Source organism: Nocardioides sp. Kera G14 (assembly GCF_020715565.1).
Classification (GTDB): domain Bacteria; phylum Actinomycetota; class Actinomycetes; order Propionibacteriales; family Nocardioidaceae; genus Nocardioides.
The window spans coordinates 385,952-398,428 of sequence record NZ_CP085839.1 but is presented as its reverse complement, the minus strand read 5'-3'; the positions used below and the strand labels follow the sequence as shown (position 1 = coordinate 398,428).

14 protein-coding genes and 1 tRNA gene are annotated in these 12,477 nt (G+C 68.8%); 2 read left to right on the top strand and 13 right to left on the bottom strand.

Annotated features, from left to right (window positions below; translation table 11 throughout):
• Positions 1-23: 23 nt before the first annotated feature.
• The 3 genes from LH076_RS02025 to LH076_RS02015 form a co-directional block, all read right to left on the bottom strand.
• Positions 24-209: a hypothetical protein gene (locus LH076_RS02025; protein WP_227782339.1), complete on the bottom strand. Its 186-nt coding sequence runs from the start codon at positions 207-209 to the stop codon at positions 24-26.
• Positions 206-1,522 carry an LCP family protein gene (locus LH076_RS02020; RefSeq protein ID WP_227782338.1) on the bottom strand — a complete coding sequence of 439 codons (1,317 nt, stop codon included), beginning with the start codon at positions 1,520-1,522 and terminating at the stop codon, positions 206-208. Before LH076_RS02020 ends, LH076_RS02025 begins: the two co-directional genes overlap by 4 nt.
• A gap of 69 nt (positions 1,523-1,591) precedes the next feature.
• Positions 1,592-1,664: transfer RNA gene (locus tag LH076_RS02015), tRNA-Arg, on the bottom strand.
• Between the two features lie 163 nt (positions 1,665-1,827).
• Between LH076_RS02015 and LH076_RS02010 the strand changes: the two genes are divergently transcribed.
• Together LH076_RS02010 and LH076_RS02005 are read left to right on the top strand one after the other, a co-directional pair.
• Positions 1,828-2,175: a hypothetical protein gene (locus tag LH076_RS02010; protein WP_227782337.1), complete on the top strand. Its 348-nt coding sequence runs from the start codon at positions 1,828-1,830 to the stop codon at positions 2,173-2,175.
• Positions 2,176-2,322: 147 nt separating this feature from the next.
• Entirely contained in the window at positions 2,323-3,021 is a 699-nt protein-coding gene (locus LH076_RS02005) for a response regulator transcription factor (protein WP_321573727.1), read from the top strand.
• A gap of 158 nt (positions 3,022-3,179) precedes the next feature.
• On the opposite strand, the gene LH076_RS02000 is transcribed toward LH076_RS02005, so the two are convergent.
• The 10 genes from LH076_RS02000 to fliS are packed head-to-tail and all read right to left on the bottom strand — an operon-like array spanning position 3,180 to position 12,466.
• Complete coding sequence (locus LH076_RS02000; protein ID WP_227782335.1) at positions 3,180-5,438, bottom strand: methyl-accepting chemotaxis protein; 2,259 nt, start codon at positions 5,436-5,438, stop codon at positions 3,180-3,182.
• Complete coding sequence (locus LH076_RS01995; RefSeq protein WP_227782334.1) at positions 5,435-5,917, bottom strand: chemotaxis protein CheW; 483 nt, start codon at positions 5,915-5,917, stop codon at positions 5,435-5,437. Before LH076_RS01995 ends, LH076_RS02000 begins: the two co-directional genes overlap by 4 nt.
• Entirely contained in the window at positions 5,917-8,178 is a 2,262-nt protein-coding gene (locus tag LH076_RS01990) for a chemotaxis protein CheW (protein WP_227782333.1), read from the bottom strand. Before LH076_RS01990 ends, LH076_RS01995 begins: the two co-directional genes overlap by 1 nt.
• A 34-nt stretch (positions 8,179-8,212) precedes the next feature.
• Entirely contained in the window at positions 8,213-8,458 is a 246-nt protein-coding gene (gene csrA, locus LH076_RS16920; protein WP_265333828.1) for a carbon storage regulator CsrA, read from the bottom strand.
• Between the two features lie 27 nt (positions 8,459-8,485).
• The gene (gene fliW, locus LH076_RS01980; RefSeq protein WP_227782332.1) at positions 8,486-8,920 is read right to left on the bottom strand and encodes a flagellar assembly protein FliW; all 435 of its coding nucleotides are present in this window, start codon (positions 8,918-8,920) and stop codon (positions 8,486-8,488) included.
• The gene (flgL, locus tag LH076_RS01975) at positions 8,917-9,819 is read right to left on the bottom strand and encodes a flagellar hook-associated protein FlgL (RefSeq protein ID WP_227782331.1); all 903 of its coding nucleotides are present in this window, start codon (positions 9,817-9,819) and stop codon (positions 8,917-8,919) included. The genes fliW and flgL overlap by 4 nt, the downstream gene beginning before the upstream one ends.
• Before the next feature lie 11 nt (positions 9,820-9,830).
• A complete protein-coding gene (gene flgK / locus LH076_RS01970) occupies positions 9,831-11,291 on the bottom strand; it encodes a flagellar hook-associated protein FlgK (RefSeq protein ID WP_227782329.1) in 1,461 nt (486 codons plus the stop codon).
• 4 nt (positions 11,292-11,295) lie between these two features.
• Entirely contained in the window at positions 11,296-11,778 is a 483-nt protein-coding gene (locus tag LH076_RS01965; protein ID WP_227782327.1) for a flagellar protein FlgN, read from the bottom strand.
• On the bottom strand, positions 11,778-12,083 hold the full coding sequence (locus LH076_RS01960; protein WP_227782325.1) for a hypothetical protein: 306 nt from the start codon (positions 12,081-12,083) through the stop codon (positions 11,778-11,780). The genes LH076_RS01965 and LH076_RS01960 overlap by 1 nt, the downstream gene beginning before the upstream one ends.
• Entirely contained in the window at positions 12,080-12,466 is a 387-nt protein-coding gene (gene fliS / locus LH076_RS01955) for a flagellar export chaperone FliS (protein WP_227782324.1), read from the bottom strand. Before fliS ends, LH076_RS01960 begins: the two co-directional genes overlap by 4 nt.
• Between the last annotated feature and the right edge of the window lie 11 nt (positions 12,467-12,477).

Genomic DNA, 12,477 nt, shown 5'->3' with positions numbered 1-12,477 from the left:
AGGGCCGGAGCGGTCAGGGGCTCTCAGACGTTGCCGTGGTGGGGCGGCTTCTGCTCCTTGAGCCACTGGTCGGAACCACGCTGCTCGCGCGGCTGCTCACGATCGTCGGAGGTGGTCTCGGGGAGGACGTCCCCGAAGATCTCGGCGAGGCGACGCCGGCGCTTCCACTCCGGCTCGGGCGTCGGCGTACGGGCGGAGGCGTCGCTCATGTGCAGAGACCGGCGTTCTCGAGCGCCTTGTTCTCCTCCGCCGTGCGGCCGTTGGCCTCGAGCGTCGGCGACGGAGAAGGGCTCGACGTCGCGGAGCTACTCTCCGACGGGCTGCTGGACGGGCTCTCCGAGGGCGACGTGGAGGGCGACTCCGACGGCGTCGGCGTGGGGCTTGCGCTCTGTCCGGGAAGGTGGTTGACGCTGATCGCGTCAGTCGTCAGGTCGGCGGGAAGCTGCTTGTCGTGGAGCAGCTTGCGCCACACCTCCGCGGCCTCCGGCTTCCAGACGACGCGGTTCGGATCCCACGACGGGGGCTCCCACGGGATGGTGATGAACCGGATGCCACTGCTGCCGACACCCTTGAACTGCAGCGCCAGCTTCGCGAGCTGTGTGATGTCCATGTCGAGGGTGAGGGACTTGGTCGCCGCGTCGAGGAAGCGCGTCACCTTGATGGGATTCGCCAGCGTGTCCGCGGAGAGGACCTGGCTGACCATCGCCCCGATGAAGGCCTGTTGGCGCTTCACGCGGCCGATGTCGGAGCCGTCCCCGATGCCGTGGCGGACGCGTACGTAGGCCAGCGCCGCCTTGCCGGAGATCTTGCGCGTCCCCTTCTTGATGAAGATGCCGTACTCCTCGGAGTGGATGTCCTCCGGGACGCAGACCTCGACGCCGCCCACCGCGTCGACCATGTTCTTGAAGCTGCCGAAGTTGACCGACACGAAGTGGTCGACCTTGATGTGGGTGTTCTGCTCGAACTGGGCGATCGTGCAGGCCTCTCCGCCGATCGCGTAGGCCGCGTTCCACATCTGCTGCGTCGCGGCCGGGTGGATGACGGACTTGTCGTCCTTGTCCTTGCACGCGGGCCGGTCGACGAGCGAGTCGCGCGGGATGGAGACGCCGTACGCCGACTTCCGGTCGGCCGACAGGTGCAACAGGATCGTCGTGTCCGAGCCTCCCTCGCCGTTGAGCCCGTCGATGTTGCAGCCGTCGCAGTCGCGGGTGTCGGTGCCCATCACGAGGATGTTGATCGGGCCCTTCGGGCCGACGTCCGCCGGCTTCGTCGGGCGTGCACTGAGGATGTCGTCAGTGACGTCGATGCGGTTCAGGTTGCCGTTGAGGTGGCGGTAGAAGTAGGCCACCGACATGGCGGAGATGAGGGCGAGCACCACCAGCGTGGAGAGCAGCACCTTGGCGACGGTGTGCCGCCGGCGGGTCCTGGCCCGGCGCTTGCCCCGCCCGGTGCGCGAGGTCGGTCGCACCGCGACGCGCGGGTCGCGCGGCGCAGCGTCAGCGCGATCCTCCACCTCGGTCACCCTCCCCATTCTGCCGCCGGTCCCTGAGAAACACCCAAAGCGACGAGAGCTCCCGGGAGGCGGAGACTGTGCCCCAGGCCAGAGTCGAACTGGCGACCTTTCGCTTAGGAGGCGGCTGCTCTATCCACTGAGCTACTGGGGCGACGGCGTTGCGTCGGCCCATCCTCTCGCATCGGCCGCGGCAGTCCGAATCGGCCTCACCGAGGACCCTTGGGACCTTGGTCCCGAGTTTCGTAGCGTCGCGTTTGCCGGCTCGTTGGAGGGGTAGAAGGCGGCACAGGGAGCCCGCTCGGGGAGGGAAAGTCATGGAGATCCTGACAGTTGCGCTCAGTGACTTCAGTCGGCGCAGTCGTTCGGTGGTGGCGCGTCACAGCGAGACCATGCTGACACGTGGCCTGGAGCGCGGTGAGCAGGTCATCCTCAGCGACGACGACTTCCACTGGGTGGCCACGGTCGCCGATGTGGACTTCGAGATCGCAGACACGCTCTACCGTCTCGAGCTCGGCGTCCGGCTGGAGGCCGACGAGGTCGCCGACCGCGTCCGCCAGCCGACGGGTGGCCCGTTGCAGCGCCACGACCTCCTGGACCTGCTCGGGCACCTGCGCGCCTCGCGGCAGTTCCTCGAGACGCGCCTCGCGCGCGCCCAGCTCTGACCAGGACCGACCCGGGACCGACCGGGGCCGCATAGCCCACCTGGGCCATGCGTGGCACCGGCCGCACATTTTCCGCGCTTCGCTGTCGGAAATGCTGCGACTTTCGTCCTACCTGCCGATGATGCACCCATGGGACAGGGAGGGAACGTGCGCGTATTTCTCGTGGACGACCACGAAATCGTGCGTCGGGGCGTCAAGAGCCTGCTGGAATCCGAAGGAGACATCGAGGTCGTCGGGGAAGCCGACACGGCCGCCGGTGCACTCCCCGCGATCCTGGCGGCGAAGCCGGACGTCTGTGTGCTCGACGCGAATCTGCCGGACGGCTCCGGCATCGATGTGTGCCGTGAGGTCCGCGCCTCGAACCCGGACATCAAGGCTCTGATCCTGACGTCGTACGACGACGACAACGCGATCTCCGCCGCGATCCTCGCGGGTGCGGCCGGCTTCGTGCTCAAGCAGATCGAGGGCAACTCGCTGGTCAGCGGGGTGCGCCTGATCGCGTCCGGCCACAGCCTGATCGACCCTGCCGTCGCGGCCCGGGTGGTGCAGCAGGTGCAGTTCCACCGCCGCACCCTCGACCTGATGGCCGACCTCACGCCGCAGCAGTCGAAGATCCTCTTCCTCATCGCCGAGGGCCTCACCAACCGGCAGATCGCCGAGAGGCTCTTCCTCGCGGAAAAGACGGTCAAGAACCACGTCACCGGCCTCCTGGCCCGTCTCGGCGTGCAGCACCGCACCCAGGCGGCCGTGCTGGCACTCAAGCTCCGCGGTGACCAGTCGGGTGTCGCCGTACCGCAGCAGCGGGTCGGCTCCCGCGCAGGCCTGCTCAGCGAACTCATCCGCTGACCCATCTCCGCCACCACGGCCGGCATCCTCTCGGGGATGCCGGCCGTGGTGATTTCTCGCCTCCGGTGTGCCGCAGACGAGGCATCTGCGGGAAAGGCACAGAGCCCCCGGGAGCAGCGATCTCCCGGGGGCTCTGTGGGTCTGTGTGGCAGGCCGGCTCAGAGCTTGAACTGCCCGACCAGGCTCTTGAGCTCTCCTGCCATCGTGGTGAGCTCGGTGGCGGACGACAGGGTGTTCTGTGCACCCTGACGCGTCTCGGAGGCCGCGGAGGCCACCTGGGTGACGTCCTCGGCGATGCCGTTGGCACCGGCGGCAGCCTCGGTCACCGAACGAGCGATCTCGTTGGTGGTCGCGGTCTGCTCCTCGACCGCCGAGGCGATCGTGGTCTGGATGTCGTTGATCTTGGCGATGACCTCGGTGATCCGACTGATGGCACCGACGGCACCGGCCGTGTCGCTCTGGATGGCCTCGATCTTCTGGCCGATCTCCTCGGTGGCCTTGGCGGTCTCCTTGGCGAGCTCCTTGACCTCGTTGGCGACGACCGCGAAGCCCTTGCCGGCGTCTCCGGCACGGGCGGCCTCGATGGTCGCGTTGAGGGCCAGCAGGTTGGTCTGCTGGGCGATCGAGGTGATCACCTTGATGACCTGCCCGATCTCCGCGCTCGACTCACCGAGCGAGGCGACGGTGCCCTGGGCCTCGGAGGCGACGGTGACCGCAGCGGTGGCGACCGAGGCGGCCTCGGTGGCGTTCTTCGCGATCTCGCGGATCGAGGCCGTCATCTCCTCGGCCGCCGTGGCGACGGTCTGGATGGAGGCGCTGACCTGGACCGAGGCGGACGAGGCCGAGGCGGCACGGTCGGAGGTGAGGGAAGCGCCCTCGCCCATGCCCTCGCTCAGCACCGTCAGCTGCTCGGCAGCGACGGAGACGCCGTCGGCCGTCTGGCCGATGGTCCCCATGCTGGCCCGGAGCGCGTCGAGCAGCTTGCGCAGCCCGGCGGCCATGAGGCCGACGTTGTCGTCGCCGTCGATGTCGACCGTCTGCGTCAGGTCCCCGGCGGCCGCGGCCTCGACCATGCTCAGGAGCTTGGCGACCTTCGTCGCGGTCTCCTCGGCAGCGGCCTTCTCCGCCGCGTCGCGCTCGAGCTTGGCGGCGGTGTCGGAGACGATCCGGGCGACGCTGCGCAACGCGTCGATCCGGGCCTGGCTCCAGTCCAGCTCGTGGGTGGAGATGAAGTCCATCACGCCCTTGACCTCACCCTCGACCGAGACCGGGAACGAGACGCCGGACTTCACGCCGGCGCGCAGGGCGACGGGGAGCCGGACGCAGTCGGTCAACTGGGACATGTCCGGGCAGAAGAAGACGTCGTTGCGCTCCCAGGCACGCCCCGCGAGGCCGACGCCCCGGCGGAACCGCGCGGCCTTGGTGGCCGCGCTGAACTCGGCCGAGACCATGCCACTCTCGAGCGTGTTGACCAGCTCACCGTCCCTCACGATCGCGGCCGAGCCGTACTCGACGCCGAAGGCTCGACGGACCGTGTCGAGGGCGATCTGGACGGCCTGCTCCGGGTTGGTGGCGCTGGCGATGGCTGCGAGGACGGCGTTGACGGCCTCGGTGTTGGCACGGGCGTCTTCGGCCTCGGCCGCGATGCGGAGCTTGTCGGTGATGACCTCCCACGAGGCCATGGCACCGATGTGGTTGCCGTCCTTGTCCGTGATCGGCGACACGTTGAGGTCCAGCGTCTCCGGGCCGACCTGGATGTTGGCGCGACGCGGCAGGTTCTTCGCGTCCGCGAGGATCCCGCGCTGATAGGCCGGGGTCTTGTGGAAGATGTCGAGGGAGCTGCCCACGACGTCGTCGGCCCTGACGGGCAGGAACTGCTCGAGGCTGCGGAGCGTGGTGAGCGAGGCGGGGTTCATGTAGGTGATGACGAAGTCGCGGTCGGCGAACATCATGTTCGTCGGCGCGTTGTCCATCATCGAGCGGACCTGGGCCATCTCGTTCTCGAGACGCACCTTCTCCGTGACGACCTCCCAGGTCGCCATGGCGCCGACGTACTGGCCCTGCGAGTCGGTGATCGGCGAGACCAGCAGGTCGAGGATCTCGGGGCCGACGTTGATGTTGGCCCGCCGCGGCAGGGAGCTGGCGCTCTTGAGGATGCCGCGCTGGTAACTCGGGTTCTTGTGGAAGATGTCGAGGGAGCTGCCGACGACATCGTCGGCGCGGACCGGGAGGAACTCCTCCAGGCCGCGGAGCGTCTCGAGGGACGCGGAGTTCATGTAACGGATGACGAGGTCACGGTCGGCGAACATCATGTTCGTCGGCGAGTTCTCCATCATGGAGGCGAAGAGCTCGGCGCTGAGGCCGTGCGCCCCGCCCAGAGGGGCCGGCGCCGCCGGCTCCGTCTCAAGCGCGGTCATGGGTTTCCTCCGGGGGGTTCGGGCACGGTCGTCACGTCGACCGCACGGTCTGCGTCGAGGACGAGGAGGATGGCCTCGGGCAGCGGTCGTACGCCGTCGATGACCTCCTTGACGCTCTCGGGCAGGTTGGAAGGCGCCGGTTCGATCTCGAGACCGGCGGTGTCGATCACGTCCCCGATGTCGTCGACGAGGAGGCTCACTACTTCTCCTCGACTACGGACGATCACGTTCATGGGCAGCGTCCCCTCGGGACGCGGCGGCAGGCCCAGGCGGACCCGCATGTCGACGGCCGTCACGATCTGGCCGCGCAGGTTGATCAGCCCGCGGACGGCCTCACTCGCGCGCGGGACGGGTGTCATCGGCTGGGTGCGGAGCACCTCCTGGACCTCGGCGACGTCGACGCCGAAGAAGAGGCCGGCGACCCAGAACGAGCAGTACTGGTTGACGGTCGTCCGACTGTCGTGGGTGGCCGTGCTCATCAGTTCACTCCTGCGCGGGTGACGACGGCCTCGAGGTCGACGAGGTCCGTCACGTGCTCCTGGACGATGGCCGAGCCCGTCACGCCGGGACGGCGACCGGTCTCGGTCGGGACGATGTGGGTGTCGACGACGTCGAGCACCCGGTCGATGACGATGCCCACGGAGCGGTTGTCCAGCTCGTGTACGACGACAGACAGCTGCTCCGAGTGGGTGGAGGTGTCCGGCAGGCCGATCGCGGAGGCCAGGCGCACGAGCGGCAGGATGCCGTCGCGGTACTGGACGACCTCGAAGCCGCCGGAGCGCTCGATCCGGTCGAGGGAGAACTCCTCGAGTCGGGCGACCGACGAGAGCGGCAGCGCGGCGCGGCGGCCCGCCGAGACCTCGAGGACGAGTAGGGCCGCCATGCCCTCAGCGTCGTCGTCCTTGGACTTGGGCTCGACGAGGTCGCTCTGGACCGCGCCGATCTTCTGCGTGTCGGCGACACCGGAGACGTCGAGGATCAGGGCGACCCGGCCGTCGCCCATGATCGCGGCGCCGGCGTACATCGTCAGGGATTTGAGCTGGCGACCGATCGGCTTGACCACGATCTCCTGGGTGTCGTGCACCTCGGAGACGCAGAGGCCGAAGCGGATGTCGTCGCTCTGCAGGACGACCACCGTGAGGGCATCGGTCTCGGGGCGGGGGCCGCCGAGCGCCTCGGTGAGGCTGACCAGCGGGAGCAGTCGACCGCGGAGGCGGAGGACCGGACCACCGGCGAGCTCCTCTACGTCACGGGCGAGGTTCTCGCCCTCGATCCGGACGAGCTCGACGAGGTTGGCCTGCGGGATCGCGTAACGCTCCTCGCCCTCACCGACGATGAGCGCCGGGATGATCGCGAGCGTCAGCGGGATGCGGACGCGGACGGTGGAGCCCTTGCCGACCTCGGAGATGACGTCGACGGAGCCGCCGATGCGCTCGATGTTGGTGCGGACGACGTCCATGCCGACACCCCGCCCGGAGACGTTGGTGACCTCGGCGGCGGTGGAGAAGCCGGGGCGGAAGATCAGGTTGACGATCTCCTTGGAGTCCATCCGGCTGGCCTGGTCGCGGGTGATGAGGCCTCGCTCGACGGCGACGTCCGCGATCTTCTGCGGGTTGATGCCCTTGCCGTCATCGGTGATCTCGACCACGACCTGGCCGGACTCGTGGAAAGCGCGGAGCAGGAGCTTGCCCATCCGCGGCTTGCCGGCGGCGACGCGGTCGGCGGGCAGCTCGATGCCGTGGTCCATGGAGTTGCGGACCAGGTGGGTCAGCGGGCCCTTGAGTGCCTCGAGGAGTGAGCGGTCGAGCTCGGTCTCGTGCCCGTCCATCTGGAGGTCGACCTCGCGGCCGAGCTGGTGCGACAGGTCGCGCACCATCCGCGGCATCTTCGACCAGACCTGGCCGATGGGCTGCATGCGCGTCTTCATCACGCTCTCCTGCAGCTCGGAGGCGACGAGGTCGAGGCGCTGCGAGGCTCGGACGAGCTCGACGTCGTCGTTGCCGTTGGCGCGCTGGAGGATCTGGTTGCGGGTCAGCACGAGCTCACCGACCAGCTGCATCAGGTTGTCGAGCAGGTCGACGTCGACGCGGATGCTGGAGTCGACCGCGCTGCGGCGCTCGCTGCCGTCGGCCTCCTCGGCGGGCTCCGCGCTGCGGCGCTCGACGCCGTCCCACTCGGCCTCGGCGGGCTCGGCCGGCTCGGGCTCGGGCTCGGCGTCGGGCTCGGCCGGCTCGGGCTCGGGCTCGGGCTCGGGCTTAACTGCTGGTGAATCGGTCGCCTCAGCCGCGGAGCGACCGGGTTCACCAGCAGTTATCGCGCTGGCGACGGCGCCGGCGCGTACGTCGACCTCACCGTCGAGGATCGCCTGAATCCGTGCGGCCACAGGGTCGACGTCGACCGCGGGGTCGCTGTCGGCGCCGGTGCGCTCGATGACGTCGAGCAGCGCACGGACCGTGTCGACCATGGTGAGCAGGGCGTCGCCGATGACGGGGGTGATCGTCATCTCTCCGTCGCGGAGCTTGGAGAGAAGCGTCTCACCGACGTGCGTCAGCCGCTCGAGGCGGCCGAAGGCGAGGAAGCCCGACGTGCCCTTGATCGTGTGGATCGTGCGGAAGATGCTCGAAAGGAGCTCCCGACTTGCCGGGTGTTGCTCGAGGTCGACCAGGTCTTGGTCCAGCTGGTCGAGGTTCTCGTGGCTCTCCACGAGGAACTCAGCGATGATCTCGGCGTCGTCGTCCATGTTGGCGCCCCCTTCCGAGGGAGCCAATCGGCCGCTACTCCTTGGGCTTGAGCGCTTCCGAGAGGGCGTCAGAGAGCGAGGCGACGGCCGCCTCCGACGGCGATGCGGACTCCTGGTTGGAGGTGGCGAGCTCGGCGAGGAGCTCGGCGCGATGCACGGTCACCGAGCGGGGCGCGTCGATGCCGACGCGCACGACGTCACCACGCACCTCGAGGATGGTGACGGTGACCTCGTCGCCGATGACGACGCTCTCCCCCACCCGACGGCTCAGGACCAGCATGGGTCCGACCCTACCGGCCGGGATGCCTCACGGGAGCAGAGGCGCGTCGACGGCCAGACTCGCGTCGTCGAGGATCACCTGCATCCCACGGCCGATCGTCGTATTGACGATCATCGGCGCCAGCATGTTGACCGTGGTGGTGGCCAGGGCCGGGCCCGCGTGCACGATCAGCAGCACGAGGACGTCGTTGACGTCCTCGATCTCCAGCGCTGCCACGGTCTCGTCGTCGATGACCGGCACGTAGTCGGGGTAGAACGTCGAGGACGGCACGGTCAGGAACTTGAGCCCGGCCTGGTCGAGCGAGCGCAGTTCGCCGAGGACACCCGCCTCATCGAGGTGCTCGAGCGTGAAGCGGAGCGCCTCGGGGAAGCCGGGCATCGGGTGCGCGAGTTCGATGACGGGCAGCGTCGAGCAGCCGAGGGTGGTCGTCACGTCGGCCACGTTACCGGTCAGCGTGCTCACGACAGGAAGTCCAGCAGGCTCGGCTGCAGGGTCTTGCCGGTCGCGGCGAGAGCCGCCTGGTAGGCGGTCTCCGACTGCTGCACGTTGAGCGTGGTCTCGGCGAGGTCGGCGTCCTCGACGTCCGAGAGGGACGTCTGGAGCTGGAGCGTCGCCTGGCTGGCGAGGTCGGAGGCCTTGGTGAGCCGGTTCATCCGGGCCCCCTCGTCCGACTGGGCGCTCGTGATCCGGGTGAGGTCCGCCTGGAGATTGGCGATGCCCTCCTGGATCGCCTCGTCCGAGTCGGTCGAGGACGTGGAGGACAGGGCTGTCGCGAGGTCGGAGAGGTGCTTGAAGATGTTGTCGTCGTCCGGGCCGAAGACGTCCTGAGCCCGGGAGTCGACCCGTACCTGCACCCCGGAGCCGACACGGCGCAGAACCTCGCCGTCGTCGCCAGCGTAGGTGCCGTCGTCGTTGTAGGCGACCGAACCCGACGTCGTACCCCCGAAGACGGGACGGCCGAGATAGTCGGTGTTCGCCGACTGCAGCACGCTCTCGCGGATCTGGTCGAGCTCGGAGGCGATGGAGTCGCGCGAGGCCTGGGACATCGAGCCGCTGTTCGCGCCCTGCAGCGCCAACGTGTTGGCACGCTGGATCTGGTCCGTGATGCCGCTGAGCGTGGAGTCGATCGTCGACAGCCAGGCCTGGCCGTCCTCCGCGTTGCGGCCGTACTGGGTCTGCTCGGCGAGCGCGCTGCGCACGCGCAAAGCGGTGTTGGTGCCGGCGGGGTCATCGGAGGGGCGGTTGAGCTTCTTGCCGGTCTCGAGCTGCTCCTCGTACTTCGACATCCGGGAGAGTCCGCTCATGACGGCGGTCATGCTGCGGTTCGACAGCATCTGCTGGGTGACGCGGGTGATGGCCATGGTCGCTCTCCTCAGTTCTTCATGTTGATGAGGGTGTCGAGGATGGAGTCGAGGGTCGACATGACCTTCGCTGCCGCCTCGTAGGCGTGCTGCGCCGCCACGAGATTGACCGTCTCCTCGTCGAGGTTGACTCCGACCTGCTGCTGCTGCTCGTCCTCGACCTGGTCGGTGAGGGTCTGCTGCGTCGCCACGCGCGAGTTGAGCGAGGAGACCTTCGCGCCGAAGGACGTGACCATCGAGCCGTAGTCCGAGGTGATCGACGTGGTGAGGCTGAGCGCATCGGCGTTGCCACCGTCGAGGTCTGCACTGCCGTCCGTCGTGTACGTCGGCGGCGTGGTCGAGGTGTCGACGGTGACCGTGCTGGACGCGGCGATCAGGTTCGGGTCGTCGACGACCGTCTGCGCGACGGCGAGGGTCCCCGCCGGGTCGGCAGGGTCGTAGCTGAGCAGGTCGCCGCCCAGTGCCCCGTAGAGGTCCTTGCCCTTCGCGTTCTGGGCGTTGAGCTGGTCGGCCAAGGACGTGGCGATCGCGTCGAGCGCCGTCTTCTGATCCGCCAGGGTGCCGTTGACGACGTCGGTGATGCCGCCGAGCTGGCCCGAGAGGTTCCCCTGCGTGGAGTCCACGGTGGCCAGGGTTGTCGGCGGCGTCGCCCGGTCGGTCACCGTGTAGGAGAGGTCGCCGGTCGTCGCGTCCGTCTGGACCGACATCTGGTTGGCGGTGTCCCCCTTGACGAGCGCGAAGCTCGACGCTCCGCCAGCGACGGGGACGTTCACGTTGTAGCGGCCGTCGGGCGCGACGGTGACCACGCCGCCGACGAGCTTCGCCAGGTTGAGTGCGATGGTGTCGCGCTGGTCCTCGAGGTCGCCGACGTCGGAGCCGTTGCTCTGGGCGGTGTAGATCTTCTTGTTCAGGTCGGCGAGCTGGGAGGCGCCGTCGTTGATCTGCGTGACGGTCAGGCCGGCGTTGGTCCGCTGGTCGGATGCCTCCTGCGTGACGTTGTCCGACTGGGTGCGGATCGCCGCGCTGAGCGCGTCCGCCTTGGCCACGACCGTCTGCCGGGCGGCCATGCCGCCCGGGTCGCTGACGAGATCCTGCAGCGAGGAGTTGAAGTCGCTGATGGCCTGGTTGATGCCATCGACCCCGGGCTCGTTGATCGCGGTCTCGACGCGGTCGAGGATCGTCTGCTGGGTGGTGAGGTAGCTGAGGGTGCCGTTCTCACGTCGTACGCGCGCGTCGAGGAGCCCGTCGGTCATCCGCTGGACGGCGCTGGTCGTCACACCGTCGCCGTGGCCGTCGTACGTCGCGTAGAGGGTCGACTGGCCGGTGCCGCCGACCTCGGCCGCGACCGCACGACGGCGCACGTAGCCGTCGGTGTCGACGTTGGAGACGTTGTTGTTGGCGACGTCGAGGGCGATCTGCTGGTAGCGCAAACCGCTGAGCGCCGTGTTGAGGCCGCTGAAGGTGCCGGTCATCGGGTCACAGGCTCCTGTCGACGAGGCGCGGACGTGGGGCGGCGACGACCGCCTCACCGGTGGGGGTGTAGCTCTGCTCGGTCGAGGCCGCGCCGATGGCGAGCAGGGTCTCCCGGGCGGAGCGGTAGCCCGCGGTGATGAGCGTCTTGTTGGACTCCGAGAGGTCGGCGATGTCCCGCGTGAGACCGACGAGGGCGTCGCGGTGCTCCATCAGGATCGAGCGCCACGGCTCCGCGGCAGCGTCCGCGAGTGCGGTGAGGCCCGGGTTCGGGCCGAGGCCGACGTTCTCGCCGGCCTCGTCGGCCGCCATGGCGCGCAGGACCTCGGTCTCACGCACGGTGACGAGGAGATCCTCGATCTCGCGGTTGGCGTGGGCGAGCCAGCGACTGCGCCCGCTGGCGAGCACCAGCTGCTCGATCTCGAGCTTGTAGGCGAGGAGCTCGAGGAGCTCACGCTCGCGCCACAGGACCAGGGACAGCTTCTCCATCAGGCAGACACATCCACATAGACGGCGGGGCGCTCCGCGCGACCCCACGAACGGAAACGATGGGTGCCACGCAGGCGCTCGCTGGTCGCGGCCATCACGGCCGGGATCGCGTCGATAAGCTTCTGCTGGCGGGCGGCGAGCTCACGGGCCCGCTCGACGAGGTGCTCCGGAATAGGCCCCTCGAGACTGACGACTGCCCAGTCGGTGACTGCGTCGACGTTGAGCTCGGCGACGAGGGTCTCCGCGCCGGCGAGGTTCGCCTCGAGCCGCTCCAGGGCCTCGGCCCAGGCGAGCTCGGCACTCATGACGCCACCGCGCCCAGGAGCGCCGCCTGCTTGAAGGTGTCGGCGAGCTCGCTGCTGCGGAGCAGCGCCTCGGCGGCGGCCTTCTCGTCCTGCTCGACGTTCGCCTTGATCAGCTGACGGCTGATCCAGTCGTAGAGCGCGAGCAGCTGGCGGCCGGCCGGCATCTCGTCGACCTCGTGGGTCGAGATCAGGTGGAAGACGATCCGCTGGCCGTGCTGGAAGTGGGTGTTGGCCTCCTGGCGGTTGCCCGCCTGGACGGCCCGCAGGCCGCGCTCACAGTCCAGGACCAGCCGGTCGAACAGCATCACGAAGAGCCTCAACGGACTGGCCGTGTTGACGGAGGCGTTCTGATAGGCAGCCCGAGGGTCACGCATCGTCGTCATGCCAGACCTAT